Annotated in this window: 18 protein-coding genes; 13 read left to right on the top strand and 5 right to left on the bottom strand. The window is 33.5% G+C overall.

Annotated features, from left to right (window positions below):
- Complete coding sequence (locus tag IPO86_05685; GenBank protein MBK9727593.1) at positions 1-774, top strand: sulfite exporter TauE/SafE family protein; 774 nt, start codon at positions 1-3, stop codon at positions 772-774.
- 62 nt (positions 775-836) lie between these two features.
- On the opposite strand, the gene IPO86_05680 is transcribed toward IPO86_05685, so the two are convergent.
- The 4 genes from IPO86_05680 to IPO86_05665 all read right to left on the bottom strand — a co-directional run bounded on the left by IPO86_05680 (position 837) and on the right by IPO86_05665 (position 3,605).
- The gene (locus IPO86_05680) at positions 837-1,283 is read right to left on the bottom strand and encodes a 50S ribosomal protein L9 (protein ID MBK9727592.1); all 447 of its coding nucleotides are present in this window, start codon (positions 1,281-1,283) and stop codon (positions 837-839) included.
- Positions 1,284-1,301: 18 nt separating this feature from the next.
- Complete coding sequence (locus IPO86_05675) at positions 1,302-1,568, bottom strand: 30S ribosomal protein S18 (protein MBK9727591.1); 267 nt, start codon at positions 1,566-1,568, stop codon at positions 1,302-1,304.
- 26 nt (positions 1,569-1,594) lie between these two features.
- The gene (rpsF, locus tag IPO86_05670; protein MBK9727590.1) at positions 1,595-2,047 is read right to left on the bottom strand and encodes a 30S ribosomal protein S6; all 453 of its coding nucleotides are present in this window, start codon (positions 2,045-2,047) and stop codon (positions 1,595-1,597) included.
- 79 nt (positions 2,048-2,126) lie between these two features.
- Positions 2,127-3,605, bottom strand: a complete 1,479-nt coding sequence (locus IPO86_05665; GenBank protein MBK9727589.1) for an amino acid decarboxylase — start codon at positions 3,603-3,605, stop codon at positions 2,127-2,129.
- Between the two features lie 158 nt (positions 3,606-3,763).
- Between IPO86_05665 and IPO86_05660 the strand changes: the two genes are divergently transcribed.
- The 10 genes from IPO86_05660 to IPO86_05615 all read left to right on the top strand — a co-directional run bounded on the left by IPO86_05660 (position 3,764) and on the right by IPO86_05615 (position 16,629).
- Positions 3,764-5,965 carry a RecQ family ATP-dependent DNA helicase gene (locus tag IPO86_05660; GenBank protein MBK9727588.1) on the top strand — a complete coding sequence of 734 codons (2,202 nt, stop codon included), beginning with the start codon at positions 3,764-3,766 and terminating at the stop codon, positions 5,963-5,965.
- On the top strand, positions 5,965-6,405 hold the full coding sequence (locus IPO86_05655; protein MBK9727587.1) for a 3-dehydroquinate dehydratase: 441 nt from the start codon (positions 5,965-5,967) through the stop codon (positions 6,403-6,405). Before IPO86_05660 ends, IPO86_05655 begins: the two co-directional genes overlap by 1 nt.
- Positions 6,406-6,425: 20 nt before the next feature.
- The gene (locus tag IPO86_05650; protein ID MBK9727586.1) at positions 6,426-7,487 is read left to right on the top strand and encodes a 3-dehydroquinate synthase; all 1,062 of its coding nucleotides are present in this window, start codon (positions 6,426-6,428) and stop codon (positions 7,485-7,487) included.
- A gap of 20 nt (positions 7,488-7,507) precedes the next feature.
- Complete coding sequence (locus IPO86_05645; GenBank protein ID MBK9727585.1) at positions 7,508-10,156, top strand: transglycosylase domain-containing protein; 2,649 nt, start codon at positions 7,508-7,510, stop codon at positions 10,154-10,156.
- A 38-nt stretch (positions 10,157-10,194) separates the two neighbouring features.
- Positions 10,195-10,533: a hypothetical protein gene (locus IPO86_05640; protein MBK9727584.1), complete on the top strand. Its 339-nt coding sequence runs from the start codon at positions 10,195-10,197 to the stop codon at positions 10,531-10,533.
- A 19-nt stretch (positions 10,534-10,552) separates the two neighbouring features.
- A complete protein-coding gene (locus IPO86_05635) occupies positions 10,553-12,565 on the top strand; it encodes a peptidylprolyl isomerase (protein ID MBK9727583.1) in 2,013 nt (670 codons plus the stop codon).
- A gap of 22 nt (positions 12,566-12,587) precedes the next feature.
- Complete coding sequence (gcvT, locus tag IPO86_05630) at positions 12,588-13,697, top strand: glycine cleavage system aminomethyltransferase GcvT (protein ID MBK9727582.1); 1,110 nt, start codon at positions 12,588-12,590, stop codon at positions 13,695-13,697.
- Positions 13,698-13,759: 62 nt separating this feature from the next.
- Complete coding sequence (locus tag IPO86_05625) at positions 13,760-14,257, top strand: ArsR family transcriptional regulator (protein MBK9727581.1); 498 nt, start codon at positions 13,760-13,762, stop codon at positions 14,255-14,257.
- Between the two features lie 44 nt (positions 14,258-14,301).
- A complete protein-coding gene (locus tag IPO86_05620) occupies positions 14,302-15,429 on the top strand; it encodes a DUF1015 domain-containing protein (GenBank protein ID MBK9727580.1) in 1,128 nt (375 codons plus the stop codon).
- Between the two features lie 18 nt (positions 15,430-15,447).
- Positions 15,448-16,629, top strand: a complete 1,182-nt coding sequence (locus tag IPO86_05615; protein MBK9727579.1) for an amidohydrolase family protein — start codon at positions 15,448-15,450, stop codon at positions 16,627-16,629.
- A gap of 34 nt (positions 16,630-16,663) precedes the next feature.
- Here the strand turns inward: IPO86_05615 and IPO86_05610 are convergent, their stop codons facing one another.
- Positions 16,664-17,224 (bottom strand): hypothetical protein, encoded by a 561-nt coding sequence (locus IPO86_05610; GenBank protein MBK9727578.1) that lies wholly within the window; start codon positions 17,222-17,224, stop codon positions 16,664-16,666.
- 304 nt (positions 17,225-17,528) lie between these two features.
- Between IPO86_05610 and IPO86_05605 the strand changes: the two genes are divergently transcribed.
- Positions 17,529-19,193, top strand: coding sequence for a DUF1800 domain-containing protein (locus IPO86_05605; GenBank protein MBK9727577.1), 1,665 nt, complete (start codon positions 17,529-17,531; stop codon positions 19,191-19,193).
- 78 nt (positions 19,194-19,271) lie between these two features.
- Positions 19,272-20,867 carry a DUF1501 domain-containing protein gene (locus IPO86_05600; protein MBK9727576.1) on the top strand — a complete coding sequence of 532 codons (1,596 nt, stop codon included), beginning with the start codon at positions 19,272-19,274 and terminating at the stop codon, positions 20,865-20,867.
- Positions 20,868-20,977: the final 110 nt, after the last annotated feature.

The raw sequence follows: 20,977 nt of genomic DNA, 5'->3' as shown, positions 1-20,977 counted from the left end.
ATGGAATATATTATTGTAATACTCTTTTCCTTTTTGGGTTCTTTACTAACTTTTTATAGTGGTTTTGGTTTAGGTACCATACTCCTTCCTGTTTTTACCATATTAGTATCGGTAGAAGTCGCTATCATCATGACCGCCATTGTACATTTTTTAAATAATTTCTTTAAGTTATTTCTTACATATGGCAATATTGATTTTAGTATTCTTAAATCTTTTGGTTTGATTTCATTATTCACTTCGATCCTGGGTGCAATAGTCTTTGCTTACTTTTATAATTCTGGATGGTCCTTAAATTATTCTTTATTAGATTATCCAATGAAAATTACGATGTTAAAATTAATCATAGGGAGTCTCTTAATCGTATTTGTTTTATTGGAATTTACCAATCGCCTTAAAACAATCCAATTAAATAAAAATCAAATATTATGGGGTGGAATTTTAAGTGGCTTTTTTGGTGGCCTTTCTGGTCATCAAGGTGCCTTGCGATCTGCATTTTTAAGTAAAGCTGGATTAAACAAACATCAATTTATTGCAACGGGCATTGCATGTGCATGCCTGGTCGATATAGGTCGGCTTTGGATCTATGGAAAAACGAATTTTTCAGAATTAGCACATTCAAATTTGGGACTTATTGGTGTTGCTTTAATTTCAGCTTTTTCGGGAGCTTGGTTAGGTAATAAATATATCCAGAAAATAAGTTCAAGCCAGTTGCAAACTCTAATTTGTATATGTTTAATTGGTTTTGCAGTATTAATGATTGTAGGCTTTATTTGATAAAAAAAAAATCCCGAATCAGGTATATGATTCGGGATTTTATAGGTTGCAATTTTTTTAGCTTACTCTGATACTACTTCAAATGTTACTTTCGTATGAACATCTTTATGGAAGTCAATCATAGCAGTATAAACACCTGTTGTTTTTACTTCCTCTTCAATATGAATTTTCTTGCGTTCTACATCTAAATTACATTGATCTTTTAAAGCTTGTGCTAATTGAACATTGGTAACACTTCCGAATATTTTGTCGGATGCTCCAGTTTTAGCTCCAATTTTCAATACCACACCATTTAATTGATCTGCCATTGCTTTATAATCATTCACTTTTTTATTCTCCCGTGCGTCTTCTTGTCTTTTTAATTCAGCAAGTTTGCGAAGGTTACCATCATTAGCCAACAATGCAATACCATTTGGAATTAAAAAATTACGACCAAAGCCAGGACGTACTTTTACGACTTCATGTTTGTCGCCTAATTTATCCATATCTTTTAATAAAATGATTTCCATAATTTTTTCAGTTTAGGATTATTTTAAAAGATCTGTTACATATGGAAGAATTGCTAAATGTCTTGCGCGTTTTACAGCGGTTGCAACTCTTCTTTGATATTTCAATGAATTACCGGTCAATCGACGTGGCAATAATTTTCCTTGTTCATTTACAAATTGAACTAAAAATGCCTCATCTTTATAATCGATATATTTTAAGCCGAATTTCTTGAAACGGCAGTATTTACTTTTTTTCTGTCCGATATTCGGATTACTGAGAAACTTAATTTCGTCTTGCGTTGCCATTTTTTAAATTTTTTTAAATTTTGAAATTATTCTTCCTCAGTTATGATTTCAACTGGAGGCGTTGGAATTGCATTTACAGATCTTGTAATTGAATCTGTAATTAAACCAGCAGTGATTTCATTTTGCTTTTCCTTTCTCGCTTTTTTACCAATTTTTCCATTTCTTTTATCATCATTATACTTGACACCAAATTTATCAAGCTTGACAGTAAGAAAACGCAAAATACGCTCGTCCCGTTTTAAGGCAAGTTCAAATTTGCCAATAAACGTTGGGTTTTCAGTTGCAAATTCAATGCAAAAATACAATCCGGATGACCGGTTGTTAATGGGATAAGCTAATTGCCTAAGTCCCATCTCATCAACCTGGATAATACGGGCACCTTCATTGGTGAGCATATCCTGGTATGTTTGAGCTGTCGATTTAACCTCATCGCCCGACAGTACTGGATCAACGATAAAGCTTACTTCAAAATGACGCATAATTAATTTTATTCTTTTATTTTAAAAAGGGCTGCAAATGTAGCAACTTCTTATAAAATTTCCAAATTCCAATAGAAAATCAGTATTTTAGCTTCGTTAATGCTTGTTTTAACAAATCCAGGTAATCCTGAATAATAGTTAGATGTGTCCTAAAGCTCAAAATAGCGATTCGAATCCAGAAAACCCCATTTATAGAGGTTGAGGAGACAAAAACCCGCCCATTTTGCACTATATAATCCACCAATTTTTGGTTAAATTCATTGGCATTTGAGCTTTCCGGTACGTATCTATATATACATACTGAAGTTTCTGGAAATGGCCCTCTTTCAAATCCAAGTTTACCAATTTCTTCATAAAAGTACCTACACAATAAGATTTTCTCTTCCAAACATGCCCTGAATGGGGCTAAACCATGCAGTTTTAAAGGCAACCATAGTCTTAATCCTCTAAAATGCTTGGTAAGTTCAGGTGACAAATCTGAGGGACTTAATTCCTCCTGATTAGAAAGCGTATCTTGCATATAAGCCGCCTTATAATAATGCGCTCTATACTGAGCCGCTGTATCCTTAATTAAAACAGCCCCTAATCCGTATGAAAGAAATAGTCCCTTATGTGGGTCTACAACCAAGCTATCTGATCTTTCAATACCTTTTAGTAGGTCTTTATAAGTCCTACCCTCTTCATTTTTTAAATTACAAAGTGTAAAAAAACCTCCATAAGCTGCATCCACATGAAACCAAATATGCTCCTCCTGGGCGATCTCTGCAATAAGATCTAAAGGATCAATTGCACCAGTATCTGTGGTTCCTGCACTTCCAACCACTAAAAACGGCGTAAACCCATCCATTTTGTCTTTAATAATAGCATTTCTTAATAAAGCTCCATCCATTCTGAACTTAGAATCCATTCCTATAAAACGGATTTGAGCTTCTCCAAGACCAGAAATTCGAATTGCTTTATGCACACAATGATGAACTTGTTCTGTGAGATATATACATTGTTTAGAAATCTCTGATGATTTTATTTGTCTAGCTTCTCGTGCAGTAACAATGGCAATTAAATTAGCAATGGAACCCCCACTTGAAAGATTCCCATGACTATTCTCCGGATACCCGAATAAAGAAGCCATCCAACGAATCAGTTCATTCTCAATTTTTACTGCACCTGGTCCTCCATAAAAAATACCCGCATACTGATTTGTAATGGCTGCTAAATAATCACCCAGAGCCGTTCCATAGATCCCGCCACCTGGTATATAACCCAGATGTCCTCCGGATGCTGGATTTAAACCCTGAGAAATTAAATTTTCTTTTAGATCAGATAAAACTGTTGAAATTTCTTGAGTTGAATTTTCTTCAAGATTTAAATTGAGACAATCTTTCAAACTACCAAACATTTGAAATGCAGATTGTTCGTTCAAAGAATCAATAAATTCAAAAGCAAACTGATTCACTTTATCAGTCCAATCTTTTCGAAGCTCTATTTTAGGCTCAAGACGCTTTGAAATCAATTCTAATTCCTGAATCTTAATGAGTAAAGAATTCTGAATATTTATCATAAAATCACAAAGCTGATATGTTTAAGGCGAATTTTTTGTAAAATATTTGCAAAATAAATCACAATAACTAAACCAATCCGGGATTTCGACGTATTTTTAGTTCCCTTAACCCAATCGCTTATATGTATAAAAAACAAATAAGCAACAAATTGTAACCGATGTTCACAAAAGAAATAATTTACGAAGCATTAAAAAATCACTTTGGCTTTGAAGCATTTAAAGACAATCAGGAACATATTATAAGTAGTTTATTGCATGGCAAAGATACCTTTGTCATAATGCCAACAGGAGGCGGTAAATCTTTATGTTATCAACTTCCGGCATTAATGCTCCCGGGTACTGCGATCATTATCTCACCATTGATTGCATTAATGAAAAACCAGGTAGACTCCATACGAGGCTACGGTCAAACAGATGAAATCGCTCATTTTTTAAATTCATCGCTGAATCGATCCGAAATTAAGCAGGTGAAAGATGATATCGTCCGCAGTAAAACCAAGCTATTATATGTGGCTCCGGAAACATTACAAAAAGAGGAAACTATAGAATTTTTAAATTCAGTAGATCTATCCTTTATTGCCGTGGATGAAGCGCATTGTATTTCAGAATGGGGACATGATTTTAGACCAGATTATCGAAGAATTCGGGATATGATCAATTCCTTAAATCGCCATATTCCTACAATTGCTTTAACTGCCACCGCTACACCAAAAGTCCAAACAGATATTGTAAAAAGTTTGGAAATGGTAGATCCACAAATCTATGTTTCATCATTTAACAGACCGAATCTATATTACGAAGTACGACCAAAAATTACAAAAGATCAGACTGCAAAACAAATTGTTCAAATTATTAAATCACACCCCGGAGAATCCGGAATTATATATGTTCAAGCTAGAAAAACTACGGAAGATCTAGCGCAAATTTTACAAGTTAATGGGATTAAGGCATCTCCCTATCATGCAGGTATGGAAGCTAAGTCGCGCACACAAGTTCAAGATGATTTTCTGATGGAAGAAATCGATGTGATTTGTGCTACCATTGCATTTGGGATGGGAATTGATAAACCAGATGTGCGATTTGTAATTCATTTTGATATACCCAAAAGTCTTGAAAACTACTATCAGGAAACTGGCAGAGCCGGTAGAGATGGTATGGTAGGTGATTGCTATGCATTTTTTTCAAATGCAGATCTCCTAAGACTAGAAAAATTTTTACGTGACAAACCAGCTTCTGAACGTGATATGGGCGCTCAACTCCTGGACGAAATGGAAGCTTACGTAGAAAGTGCGGTGTGCCGTAGAAAATTTGTATTACATTATTTTGGCGAAGAATTTGACAAAGAATCCTGTAAAGAAATGTGCGACAATTGTCGCAATCCTAAACCTTTACAAGAAGCTAAAGAAGAAATGCTATTGGCATTAAAAGCAATAAAATCTTTAAATCAAAATTTTACAATCAAAACACTCGTAGAGTTTATTTGTGGCGTTAAGACAAAAGACATTTTAGATTATGACTTAGATCAAAATGAGTTATTTTCAAAAGGTATTGACAAAGGAAATTTATATTGGTTTTCACTTTTCCGTCAGGGAATCATAATGGATTATATCATTAAAGATATAGAAACCTATGGCATTTTAAAATTAAGTGAAAAAGGTCAAGAATTTATTGATAAACCAACAAAAGTATATATTAGTATCAACCATGATTATGGGGATACTTCCTCTTTTACAGAAGAAGACTCAGCGCCTTCACAAGGTGCCGCTTTAGATCCAGTCTTATTCAAAACTTTAAAAGAAATACGATTAGAAGTTGCCCGAAAAAATAAAGTAAAACCCTGGGTCATATTTTTTGATCCTGCATTGGAAGAAATGGCTACACGCTTTCCAATTACAATTGATGATCTCTGTAAAATCTCAGGGGTTAGTAAAGGAAAAGCGGAACGATATGGTCAGCCATTTTTAGATTTTATTCAAAAATATGTCGAAGAAAATGACATTGAAAGAGCAGAGGATTTTGTAATTCGGCAAGTCGCAGATAAATCCAAAAATAAGGTAGAAATTATTAAGAGTATTGATAAAAAAATTCCATTAGAAGACATTGCTAGAAACCTGCAAATGAATATGGAAGAATTGATGGATGAATTAAATATGATTGTTTCTTCCGGGACTCGTATCAATATTGATTATTATATCAAGGATAATGTAGATGAGTATTCTAAAGAAGATATTTTTGACTATTTCAATTCTGCTGAATCAGATTCTGCAGAAGAAGCCTACCAAAGTCTAAAGGAAGATGATATCACATTTGAAGAAATCCGCTTAATTCGTTTGAAGTATATGTCTGAAATGGTTAACTGATGTGGCAAATTCCCATTATTCATGGTCCTAATCTAAACTTAGTAGGTGAACGCGAGCCATCTATTTATGGTACAAAATCTTTTGAAGATTTTTTAGATGAGCTCAAAACGGAGTTTCCACAAGTAAGAATACCCTATCATCAAAGTAATCATGAAGGGTATCTGATTGATTGGATACAGGATTACAGAAATAAAGCAAATGCGATACTTCTAAATCCAGGAGCATATACCCATACTTCCATTGCAATCCGGGATGCTATCTCCGCAATTAAAATTCCCGTAGTAGAAATTCATATAAGTGACATTTCTTCAAGAGAGTCCTTTCGAAAACATTCTTATATTAAACCCGTTGCTTTTTTTGAAATTTCAGGTCATGGATTGGATGGTTACCGCATTGCTTTACAAAGGCTTTTAGAAGTACTTCCAACAATTTCAGAGTAACTATTTAAAATACAAATCCATTGAGTACTATTCAAAAACAATCTTCTTTAATTCTTTCATTAGCTCCATGGGAAAAATTAAATGATATCATAAACAATGAGTCGTATTCTTCTATCAATATAATTTTAGATGAAAATACAGAAACGCATTGTCTCCCTTATTTTCTTGAAAAAAGTAAAATTTTAGTGTATTCAAAATTTACGATACAATCTGGTGAAAAAAATAAAACCTTAGCAACTTGTGAAGCTCTTTGGAATCATTGGTTGAGCCAACAAATTGATCGCAAAGCACTTATTATTTGTCTTGGTGGTGGAATCATTTGTGATGTTGGAGGATTTGCTGCCTCCGTTATTTTGAGAGGTGTAGATTGTGTATACGTACCAACTAGTTTAATGGCCATGGCCGATGCAGCAATCGGTGGCAAAACAGCAATTAATCTGAATCATTTCAAAAATCAAATTGGCAGTTTCATACCACCTAAAGCCGTTGTAATTGATCAAATTTTTCTAAAAACATTGCCAGAAAGGCACCTGCGAAATGGCTTTGTTGAAATTATAAAACACAGTTTAATTCAATCTCCTCCTTATTGGCAGGATATTAAAGAATTAGGATGGCCTTTAGATGTATCCAATTTACAAGATTATTTAAAAAAATCTATCCGAACAAAAACACATATCGTTGAACAGGATTTTTACGAGCATGGCATTCGGAAAAGTTTGAACTTTGGACATACCATTGGACATGCCATTGAAAGTTATTACTTATCCATTGAACACGATATATTACATGGCGAAGCAATCGCAATAGGTATTATCTGTGAAAGTTACATATCAGCAGCGATGTTTAACTGGAAACCTTATATTCTGGAACAATTGAAAACTTTTCTTCTCCCTTTTACAGGAGGCATAAATTTTTCAGAATCCTGGTATCCTGAAATTTTTAAAAATTTGCAAGCGGATAAGAAAAAATTAAATCAGATTACCCGTTTTAGTCTTCTAGAAGCACCTGGATTGGTAAAATTAGACCAACTTGTTCCCGAAACTCTTGTTCTAAAATCTTTGGATTATTATAATTTAAATTAGATTTTTGTGGTATATTAATTATGAATAGCTGGGATTCCATAAAACGCTTTCTAAATCAACTTCGGAAAGACTTTAAATTTACCGATATCTATTCTGGCAAGACAACGGCCGATAAAAGCTGGTTTAGTAGTGCCGTATTAATGATCTGGAAGATCTTGTTTGCTGGAATCGGATTTTTGTATCTGTGTTTGATATTCGTTTCATTTGATAATTTGCCAAGTTTCAAAGACCTTGAAAATCCAAGCTACAATCAAGCATCTATCGTGTATGCAAACGACCTCAGTATACTTGGTAAATATTATACAGAAAACCGGGAATTCATTCCATATGATAGTCTAAATCAACATTTAGTACATGCTTTACTTTCAACTGAAGATTCAAGATATTATAAGCATTCTGGGATTGACTTTTTTGCTTTAATGAGGGTAGCATTTAAAACCATCTTATTAAGTAATGAAGAATCCGGAGGAGGAAGTACCATTACACAACAATTAGCGAAATTACTTTTCGAAAGACCCAATTTGGAAGATCGCAATAAAATTATAAGAACATTCCTGATTATCCGGGTAAAAATGAAGGAATGGCTAACCGCAATTAAACTTGAGAAAAGCTATACGAAAGAGGAAATCCTTGCAATGTATCTTAACAAGTTTGACTTTTTATATGGTGCAAATGGTGTTCAAACTGCAGCCCAAACTTATTTTGGAAAAAATCATAAAGAATTGAACTTAAATGAAGCTGCAATGATTATTGGAATGCTAAAAAATCCAACCCGATTTAATCCAAAACGATTTCCAAAAATTGCACTTGACAGAAGAAATACTGTCCTTGCTTTGATGTTTGATAAAAATTTTATAAATGCTCAACAATTAAAAGCGTATTCAGCTAAAACGATTGATATAACTCAATTTAAAAGGGAATCCCATTTAGAAGGTATGGCATTATATTTTCGGGCTGAACTTTCAAAATATTTAAAAAATTTATTAGACGATGAACGCTACCGTAAAGCAGATGGTACAAAATATAATTTCTATGAAGATGGTTTAAAAATTTATACAACCATTGATCCTGTCTATCAAAAATATGCTGAAGACGCCGCTCGGGAACATATGCTTAAAGTTCAAAAATCATATTTTAATGTTTGGACTAAACAAGATCCTTGGACGTATGATTCAGATGAAAATATGTTAAAAATCCGAAAGGATGCATTGAATCTTATGATCCGTGAGACGGAGCGTTTCAATTTAATTTGGAATCAACATTTTGGAAACATTATTGCCAAAATGGAATCTGAAATTGGTAATGTAGATATGAATGATCGGACCATTCAGCGATTGATAAATGAAGAAAAAGAAACTGGCTTTTTAGAAAAAGAATTAAAGAAAAAAATAATTAATCAATCACAATATGAATATTCGCACAAAATTTTAAAAAGCAAACAGTGGCCAGCTATTAAAAAAGAATGGCTTGCATTTGAAACGAATGTGCGGAAATCCATGACGACCCCTGTTAAAATGAAAGTGTATGATTATATAACTATGGGTGAAAAAGATACTTTAATGAGCCCCTTGGATTCCATTAAATTTCACCGGAAACATATGCAAATCGGTTCTATTGCAATGGATCCGCATACAGGAGAAGTTAAAGCATGGGTAGGGGGCACTAATTTTAAATATTTTAAATATGATCATGTTAATTCCAGGAGACAAGTAGGCTCCACGTTTAAACCTTTTGTATACGCAACTGCCATTGCATTACAAGGAATTTCTCCATGTAGTGAGTTTCAAGATGTTCAATATACAATTCCTGCCGATGATCCAAATTTTCACCTTCCCGAGGCTTGGTCACCTGGAAATGCTGCTGAAACCTTTTCCGGAGAAAATATGAATTTATATCGTGCCTTAGCTTTATCCAAAAATTCAATTTCCGTTAAACTTGTGATTCTTTTAGGAAGTGTCGAACCCATCCGTGGATTATTAAATAATATGGGAATTGATTCTTCTCTCAGAAGAAGAGATGGTGGCTATTTAATACCAAAATATCCGTCAATTGTTTTGGGTTCTTCAGATCTTTCTGTTTTGGAAATGACCGGCGCTTATACAACCTTTGCGAATAATGGAATTTATACAAAACCTGTATTTATAAATCGGATTGAAGATAAAAATGGAAAAGTAATCTATCGCAGTACGCCCACTAACAATGTTGCATTATCTCCAAATTATAATTATGTGATGGTAGATTTACTCCGCAAATCTGGAGGAACCTGGGGTGTAAAAGTGCCCAATGGTGGCAAAACCGGAACAACAAATGATTATGTAGATGGTTGGTATATGGGAATTACTCCTAATTTGGTTGTTGGCACCTGGGTAGGTGGGGAAGATCCATGGATTCGATTTTTATCATTAGAATTAGGCCAAGGATCTGCAATGGCTAAACCTTTTTTTACAAAATTTATTACTAAATTAGAATTGGATCAAGAATCTGGTTTTAATCCAGCCGTTGAATTTATTAGACCTTCCGGTGACATCGGAATTGAATTAGATTGTGAAACGTTTCGTCAAATGATGAGTACACATAATGCAGATCATTCTCTATTACCAAAAAATAATCAATCCACGGATGATGAAATTTTCGAAGAAGAACCTCCTAAAAAAGATCAAAATCAGTAAATCTTTTTATATTTAAACAAACAAAATAATCGGATTTCATGAAATCAAAACAAGCAACTATTATCAATGCAATCATATTATTAGCAATCGGATTTTGGGGATATGCAGCTAATAATTTTTCTGCACATACTGCTTTTGTTCCAATGGGATTTGGACTTTTGTTATTGGTCTTTGCATTTTATACAAAACATGAAAATAAAGTATTAGCGTATATTGTATTTGGTTTAACCTTGATCGTAATGTTTGCTATGCTAAGACCCTTCTTAAGAAATGCAGATCAAGGGGATCTCAATGGAATGATTCGCGTAGGATTGGAAATGGCTTCCTGTGCTATGGCTTTAATTGTTTATATTCGTAATTTCAAATCCGAAGAATAAAACCAATGAACGCATCAACATGGTGAAACAAAGTGCTTGTTATATAATATTTGGAATCCTGATTTGTCTTCTCTATAATTCTTGTTTTCCACCGAATGATGAAGCTATTACTAAATTAGAATATTCTTTCAATGACCCTGAAGTCAGACAGCTTTTAGATTCAAAAGATAAACATCAAAAAGATACCTTACTTCTTTTTCTTAAACATGAGAAAGCTAGCCTTCGATATCTCGCGGCCTTAAGTTTTGCTTCCTTTAGAGATTCTACCGTGATTCCAGAATTAAGCCAGTTATTGAATGATCCGGTAGAAGGTGTAAAACAAGCTGCTGTATATTCCCTTGGTCAAATAGCACATGTAAATGCAGAATCAGCATTAATAAAATCCTTTCTAGCTGTTGATTCCATCGGACCTTTTAATGCTACCAATAGCATGATTTTAGAAGCATTAGGAAAATGTGGCTCAGATTCTACCTTGTCATTAATTTGCAATATTAGTTCTTATACTCCGGATGATACCTTACTCTTATATGGGCAAATGTTAGCATTTTATCGGTTTGGCTTACGGGATCAATTTTGTAAAAATTCAGAAGAAAAAATTTTACAAGTTGCAACCAATGATCGCTTTCCTACAACTGCCAGATTGATTGCAGCACAATGTTTGCAGCGCTTTAAATATTTTAATCTCAACGAACACTCAGAGCTGTTAAAAAAAGCTTGTAATGAAGAAAAGAATCCCGATATTAGAATGTGCCTAATTACCGCTTTTGCCAGGATTTCAAGTCCAGGTGTGGTGGCTGCATTAGAAGAGTTATATTCTCGAGGTTTAGATATTAGAATTCAATCCAATATTTTACGTGGTTTACAAAATCAACAAGGTTTACAAGCATTATATTTTGCTCTAAAAGCAATTCAGAATCCATCGCTTCATGTTTCTATTTATGCTGCCCAATTTTTATTAGAAAAAGGAAATAATGAAATCTCAGAAGAATTAAAAAAATTAACCGAACAAACAAACTTACCCTGGCAGGTAAAAAGTATTGTTTATGAAGCTGCGCTCAACCATATTCCAGGATATTTAGTATTAACCAGACAATCCATTGAATGGAACCTTAAAGCACAAATTAATCAGGCTAAAAATCCGTATGAAAAAGCAGCTTATTTAAAAGCACTCGCTACCAATAGTAAAGAACTACCTTTTCTTATTTCTCTGGAATCAAGCAAACAACATGCATATCTGCGCACCACCCTTGCGGAATGCATTGAAAAAATAATGAAAAAACCAGATTTCACACTGGTCTTTAAAGGCAGTAAAAATGGAATTTATCAATTGCTAAGCAATTATTTTACCAGACAATGTGAAATTGCAGATCCGGGAATTTTATCCATCATGGCTTCTTTGTTTAGCAAATCACATCCGCTTTCATCAAAATATTTTAAAGCAGATTCCATGTTGCAAATAGCTCAATCAAAATTGAGTTTGCCCCGGGATATTGAAACTTATAATGATTTAGGGAAGTGCATAGCTTCCATACACAAGACCCTGTATACACCTAAAATAGTGGAATATAATCACCCAATTCAATGGAACCTTTTAGAGCCTTACAGAGATACAATACATGCCATTATTTCTACAAATAAAGGCGATTTAAATATTGATTTATATCCTAAAATTGCTCCTGCTTCCGTCATTAATTTTATACAATTATGTAAGGATAGTTTTTATAATGAAAAAATATTTCATAGAGTAGTACCAAATTTTGTTGTGCAAGTAGGTTGTCCAAGAGGAGATGGATATGGTTCCTTAGATTATACCATCCGTACGGAAATAAGCTTGTTGAATTATCAGGAATCCGGAATGATTGGGATGGCAAGTGCTGGTGCAGATACAGAAGGTGTGCAATTTTTTATAACCCATTCTCCTGCTCCACATCTCGATGGTCGTTATACTATATTTGGTAAAATGACGGCTGGAAATGATGTATTAATGAGTATTCATCAAAGTGATCAAATAAAATGGATTCAAATAAAATAAAACTTCATAAATTTAAATTTAGATGAAAAATACACCACTTACAGAAATTCATATTGGTTTGGGAGCCAAAATGGCAGAATTTGCAGGTTACAATATGCCAATCACATATTCAGGCATTAAGGAAGAACATGATGCCGTTAGAAATCATGCAGGTATTTTTGATGTTAGCCATATGGGTGAATTTATTATCCGTGGACCGCAGGCTTTGGATCTCGTTCAAAAAATTACCTCTAATGATGTTTCAAAATTAAAAATCGGTCAAGCTCAATATTCTTGCATGCCAAATAACGATGGTGGCATTGTCGATGATCTTTTAGTATATCGATTACCCATTATAATGGGTTCTGAAGAACTTCCTTCCTATTTATTGGTTGTAAATGCTTCGAATATTCAAAAAGATTGGGATTGGATTTCAAATCATAACACCTTTGATGCTATCATGATAAACATTTCGGATGAAACAGGTTTATTAGCAGTACAAGGACCCAAAGCATTAAATATTTTACAAAAACTTACAGCTATAAATTTGGCTGCAATTGAATATTATCATTTTGAAAGAGGCCGTTTGGCAGGAGTAGATAATGTATTAATATCTGCAACTGGTTACACAGGTTCTGGCGGATTTGAATTATATGCAAATAATAAAGATATTATTCATTTATGGAATGAAATAATGAATGCCGGAAAAGATTCAAACATACTACCAACAGGTTTAGGTGCAAGAGATACCTTGCGATTAGAAATGGGCTTTTGTTTATATGGAAATGATATTAATGATACAACTTCACCATTAGAAGCTGGATTAGCCTGGATAACAAAATTAGATAAAGATGATTTTGTAGGTAAAAGCTGGATGCTTAAACAAAAAGAAAAAGGAATTACAAAAAAATTAGTTCCAATTATTGTTGAAGACCGCAGAGTTCCAAGACATGGATACAAAGTTTTAGATACGAATGGAAATGAAATTGGAGAAGTTACTTCTGGTACTCAATCTCCGTCCCTTAATATTCCTATTGGAATGGCATATGTACCTACTAATTTCTCAAAAACAGGAACAGAATTGAAAATTCAAGTAGGCACTAAAACGATACAAGCAAAAGTTCATAAGTTGCCTTTTTACCATAAGCCTTGATAATTATTGTCAAGAACTAAACTTTTTACCTCTTCAATGATTATTAGTTTAATAAGAATCACTTGGAGTATAAAGATTGTAAAGATAGATTTATTGAAACCTGGGGCCGTCTTGGTCCACAATGGGGTATCAATAAGACCATGGCACAAATCCACGCATTACTGTTGGTAGCTTCTCAACCAATGACTGCTGAACAAGTTTTAAATGAACTTCAGATTTCACAAGGGAATGTAAATATGAATCTTAGAGCACTGCTGGATTGGGGCCTAATTTCCAAATACAGTCGGGATGGAGAACGTTGCGAATATTATCTTGCTGAAAAAAATTTACACATTGTATTTAAACAAATTCTTTCCCATAGAAAGAAAAAGGAACTAGATCCTATCTTAGCAGATCTGGATGATCTTTTGGCATGCACTGAAAAATGTGAGAAAAGTAAAGAATTTAAAAAAATGGTTTCCGAAATAAATGACTTTGCACACAAAGCTGATAATGCACTTGAGCTCTTACTAAAAACCGATTCACATTGGTTTTATAATACTTTAATGAAAATGCTTTAAGCAATATAAAAAATCGCATTAATTTCGCTATCTAATACCTTCCAGTGAATATTAAACCTTTTCAATACCTGCATCCTGATTACAAAAAAATATCTAAAACATTAGATTTTTTTGACCAGGTTAAAAATACCTTTCCGGATTTAAGAAAAGAAGAAATCTACGTTAAATCTGATCAAAAAGCGATTTTTGTATACCGCATTAAATCTGCTACAAGAACATACCAAGGAATTCTAGCAGCTGTAGATATCCATGACTATTTAAAAGGTCATATCAAAAAACATGAAAACACGCTCACCTTACAAGAAGAAAACATCAGCAATCTGATGAAAAACCGGAGTGCTATTATAAAACCCGTTTTAATCGCTTACAACGAACAAAAAAAAATTAAAGATCTCCTTACAAAATCCTTTGATGATCAAAAAGCTACTTTCAAAATATTCTTTGAAAAAGATCAGCAAATACATGAGTTTTATGAAATTACAGATAAAAAATGGATTGCTTTAATTCAAAAAGAATTTAAATCTAAAATAAAAAAAGCTTACATCGCAGATGGCCATCATCGCATGGCTGCTGTTTGCAAATTTATTTTACAAAATCCAGAACTCAGTAAAAGAAGTTTGAATTATATCATGTGTGCGCTATTCGATTTTAATGAATTGAGCATCATGCCATATAATCGACTTATTAAAGCGTTAGATTTAATGAGCCTGAATGATTTCATACTGATGCTACGTAAATATGCTCTGGTAACGGAATTAAAAAAATCAAGATTAAGCAATAAAAAAAATGAACTCATTTTAATTACAAAAGATCTTCAATATGTTATTTCCTGGCATAAAGAAGTATTACAATATTTTAAACAAAAAAACGGAATTGCATTTGATATTGATATCTTTAATGAACTCATCCTACGGGATATGTTAGGCATCCAAAATATTCGATCTAATGACAGAATACAACATATAGAAGGCATTAAAAATATGAAAATAATTTCAAAACTTGTACTTGAAAATTCACAACATTTGGGTTTCCTATTTTATCCTGTTAAAAAAAGCGATTTTATTAAAGTAGCCGATGAACACATGGTTTTACCTCCCAAAAGTACCTGGTTTGAACCCCGTATAAAAAATGGTATCATTGTGCAGGAGTTGAATTTAGAATTAATTCCTTAATCTCATATTTATTTACCCTTGAGAAAATTAATTGCAGATATAATTCATACTGGTGATCAGGGATTTGTTTCAGACCAGGTTTTACTTGTTGAAGATTCCGGAAAAATTTTAGATCTTCGACCAAAATCAGAATTCAATATTCAGGAATGCGAATATTATCCAGGCGCCCTGATGCCGGGTTTTATTAATGCACATTGTCATTTAGAATTGTCTCATTTGAAAGGCCAATTTGAAAGCGGCCACAAATTAATTCCTTTTCTGAAATCGGTCGTCCAAAATCGGGAAGTGGATCAAGAATTAGTCCTTGAAAAAATTGCCGAAGCAGATGCTGAAATGTACCATGGTGGAATTGTAGCCGTAGGTGATATTTCTAATAAGACAGATACCATTGATACTAAAACAAAAAGTCAGATATTATATCATAGTTTTATTGAAGCATTTGATTTTTTACAAGAACATTTAGCGGATAAATTTTTTGAAGATTATAAAAAAGTCTTTGATGCATTTGGAAATCTTCCAAAAACTATGGTGCCGCATGCTCCCTATAGTGTTTCTAATCGGTTATTTCAAAGATTAATTGAAAGCAATCAACAAAATAAATTCCCGATTAGCATACATAATCAGGAAACGATAGATGAAGATTTACTGTTTTTAAATAAAACTGGAGGTTTTATTGACTTTTGGGAATCGTTTGGTTTTTCATTAGATACATTTCAAGCCACCGGTAAGGAATCAATATACTATGCAATGGATCGTATGGATGCAATTCCAAATACATTATTTATCCATAATACACAAATGAAAAAACGGCATCTTGAAGATGTCCTAAAATGGAATCCTAACGCCTACTTTGTAACCTGTCCAAATGCCAATTTATTTATCGAAAATACCTTACCCGAATATTCTAATTTCAATATAGAAGGAACCAAACTTTGTATTGGAACAGATAGCTTAAGTTCAAATTGGCAACTTTCGATACTTGAAGAAATAAAAACCATTTTAAAATTTAATGCCAAGCTAAATCTTGAAAACGTATTACGTTGGGCAAACTATCATGGAGCATTGGCTTTAAATCTAGACAGCAAATACGGATCTTTTACGAAAGGTAAAGAACCTGGTATTCTATGGATTCAGGCTGTTGAAAAAAGACAAAACATATGGACTTTAGGAAGTCAACCAAGTGTTAAAAGAATTCTTTAATGTTGCCAAACAAAAATGGCTTGTTTTATAAAATTTATTGAACTTTTATACGGTCAAAAATCAACCGGTATTTATCATGGGCTAATATAAATCGATCCGTACTATTTTCCAATATTGTATATTCGTTTTGAATCTTCCCATTTTCATCTTTAAATAAAAAAAGATTGTTCTGAACATCCCAATTTGAACCCACAAACTGAATATTATTTATAATACTAGAACTTGTTACAATTTTACCATTTTCCTGCAACTCGACATCCATTTTAATATTTTGCAATAAATTTTCTGTCATATCGAGTGCTTTTACGGCGACATCTCCGGCTGCTTCTCCCATGAGAATTCCAAGTTCTCCTAAATCTTTTCCAAAGGAAGCCATTGTTTTTGCAAAAGATTTTGCGATAAATTCCATCTTGCCTTCAGCCGTAGAAGTATCCATTTTAGAAGTATCCATTTTTAAATCCATTTCATCCTTCACTTTAGACAATTCCTCTTTAGCTTTCGAAAAAGCCTGAGAAACACTGTCTTTAACGCCTTTTTTATCAAAGGTTTTTTCATCAAGCTCCACATGAAGTTTATAATTTCCTACGAAATCCATTTTGGTAATATTTTTTTGTTTACAAGAAATAAAGATTAACAATACGAAAACAACAAGACATTTGTTCATTGCAAATACTGATTTGACTTATTAAGAAATTAAAACGCAATTTTACGGCAAGAAGTTCAGATTCTCAATTAAAATCAAATTTGGAATTTTAACCATTTACCTCCTAAAAGATCTTAAAACTTAAAATTAACCATTTAATAATTTTAAGCACGTTTGGAAGAACTTAAAATTTTTAACAAAAATATAATGACCCATACTTAACTAATTATCTTAAATTTGAACTTCAAGTAATTTTATGGACCGGAACGAATTCCTAAGTATTTGGAGGCAGAGAAGAAATGAGCAGATGCTTTCTCCAACAGCTTCATTAGATCCTTACACTGGACCCTGGACTCAAAAACAAGCCCTTCATTTATTGAGGCGGCTCTGTTTCGGAGTCAAAAAACAAGATGTGGTCAAAGTGGTCGGACAAGGGCTAAGTAATGCATTAAAGGATTTGCTTACATTGGATCCAACGCCTGCTGATCCCGTAAATATCTATAGTACAGCACAACTACCCGACCCTGATATTGCTTTTGGCAAATCGTTTGTAAATGCTCCTATAAATGCAGCTTTACCGGCTGAATATTATCAAGCGCGTACAGATGTTTTAAAAGCATGGTGGGTTGGAAATATGATTCGACAAAATCCAACGATTACAGAAAAAATGACCTTTTTCTGGCATAATCACTTTGCAGTTGAGGCAGATACAATTCAAATAGCGCAGGCTATGCATCAATATTATAAATTGATTCATGAAAACTGCTTAGGTAATTTTAAAACTTTAGCCAAATTAATATCCATAAATCCAGGCATGCTTAGATATTTAAATGGATATCTAAACAGCAGTACCGCTCCGGATGAAAACTATGCAAGAGAATTGCAGGAATTATTTACGGTGGGAAAAGGACCAGATTCAAAATATACAGAGGGCGATGTAAAAGCCGCGGCTAAAATTCTTACAGGGTATCGCATCAATCCATTTGTTATGCCCCTAAGTTACTATTTTGATTTTTCACAACATGATACCTCGATCAAACAGTTTTCGGCATTCTATAATAATAAAGTAATCGTCGGAAAATTCTTTGCTGCCGGAGAACAAGAATTAGATGAATTGATAGCCATGTTATTCGACAATATTGAAACGGCGCGTCATATTTGTAGAAAGTTATACCGGTTTTTTGTTTATTATGAAATTGATGACACCATTGAAACCAATGTGATTCATCCACTTGCGGATTATCTCAAACAACAAAATTTTGAGATTAAAAAAGTATTGGAACGTTTATTTAGTTCACAACATTTTTATGATATTGCTACTGTAGGATGCGTTATAAAAAGTCCATTGGATTATGCCGTTGGTATGTGCCGGGAGTTTTCAATTGCATTTCCTGTTCCTGTAAATGATGCAACTTTAATCAATCAATATGTTTCCTGGGGAGCCATTGCTTCTTTATCTGCCTATCAAGGATTAAATGTTGGAGAACCACCTGTTGTTGCAGGTTGGCAAGCATGGTATCAACAACCTCAATTTCATGAAATCTGGATTAATGCAGATTCGTTAGCGAATAGAAATCGGGTTGCTGAAAATGTAAACAGTCCAAAAGGAATCGAATTTTTAAATTTAAGTTTAAAAATTGATCCCACAATTTTTGCGGCTCAAATGCCAAATCCAAGATCTGCAATTGAACTAGTCAAAGATTCAGTAAGCTTTTTATATAATTATGAATTATCCGATAAATCTTATAACTATTTTAAATCTAACTTGATTAGTGGATATCCAGATGATAGTTATTGGACTCTGGCCTGGGAACAATTTGCAGCAAATCCAAATGATCCTGCACTTCGGAATGCAGTTACAACTCGTTTAAGTGCTTTATATCGCGAAATTTTGAGTCAGGCTGAATATCATTTATCATAATATGAAAAAAAATTCAGTTGCTTCAAATCTATTAATTCATAAAACTATTTTCATTCCTAAAATTTTCAATTTTTCAAAATGAAAAGACGTAAATTTCTTCAAGCCGCTACTGCAGGAGTCGTTGTTCCTACAGTATTAAATGGCTTACCCATTAATGCATATAGTAACCCTTCTTTATTAAATGCTTTGTTGAATCCTGGTGTAGATACCGATCATGCACTTGTTCTTATCTATTTAGGTGGTGGAAATGATGGGTTAAATACCCTTATTCCTATAGATCAATATAGCAAATATGTCGCTGCAAGACCCAATGTTGCAATTGATAGCAATGCCTTATTGCCTTTAAATGGTCAGTCTAAAATAGCTTTACATCCTGCATTAAAAGGATTTCAAACTTTGTATAATGAAAATAAAATGAGCATTGTACAATCGGTTGGATACCCAAATCCTGATTATTCACATTTTAGGTCAACCGATATTTGGACTTCCGGTAGTGATGCAAATCAAGTGTTGGATACTGGATGGTTAGGTAGATATTTAAATACTGAATATCCTGGATTTCCATTAGGATATCCTAACACAAAAAATCCGGATCCGTTAGCTGTTCAAGTTGGCGGTAATTTACCACTTCTGTTCCAGGGTCCGAATGCTCAAATGGCAATGAATGTATCTAATCCAGATATTTTTGGCGCTTGGCCAAATGGAATTGATGATCCACCTCCAAATACAAATTTTGGTAAAGAGCTTGATTTTATTAGAACCATCGGGAGACAATCAAAATCCTTTGCAGATGCCATTTTAAATGCCTATTTTAAAGGAACGAATCTAGCACAATATCCAACTGGAAATTATTTGGCAGATACCCTGAAAGTTATAGCAAGAGTCATAAAAGGCGGTTTAAAATCAAGATTATATCTCGTCAGTTTATATGGATTTGATACGCATTCTGATCAAGTCGTTGTAGGCAATAAAACGAGCGGTGTACACGCAACCTTATTACAATATTTAAGTGAAGCGGTTTTATCCTTTCAACGGGATCTTGAAGCCATGAGCCTTGATGAACGGGTCTTAGGAATGACCTTTTCCGAATTTGGCCGACGGATAAAAGATAATATGAGTGGCGCTAATGGTGCTGGAGGTACCGATCACGGTGCTGCTGCTCCTTTATTTTTATTTGGTAAAAATGTTCAAGCAGGTATTGTAGGATCAAATCCATTTATACCGAATAGTGTAAATGAAAACGACAATCTTCCCATGCAGTATGATTTCAGATCTGTGTACACATCTGTGCTTCAGGATTGGTTTTGTGTGAAAGATCCTGCATTGACTGATATCATGTTGCGCAATTATCAATCTTTACCAATTGTTAAAAAATCAAATTGTACAACAGCGATAGCAGATCTGGATAATTTAAATGACTTATTAAAATTGGAAACCAGTTCTAATCCAATGACAGACCGGGTGAGCATTTCTATTTCCACTTTAGATGGATATGCATTTTTACAATTAATTAATCCTTTAGGTACCATTATAAAAACTATATTTAAAGGAAAATTAAAAACCGGTAATTACAGCTACGATCTTGAAAACGAAAATTATCCTCCAGGTAATTATTATCTGCGATTGCAACAAGGTTCTGCTCAAAAAACGATGCCTTTAATGATTATGAACTAAACGGCTTCTAAAATTTTAATTTTATCTTATTGATTCGCCTTAAAATAAAAGTCCCTTTTCTAAATAATAAATAGAAAAGGGACTTTTTATACTTTATCAGAAATTACTAT

Source organism: Saprospiraceae bacterium (assembly GCA_016717265.1).
Taxonomy (GTDB): Bacteria; Bacteroidota; Bacteroidia; order Chitinophagales; family Saprospiraceae; genus Vicinibacter.
The sequence above is the reverse complement of the archived record's forward strand: the minus strand, read 5'-3'. Positions and strand labels throughout refer to the sequence as shown.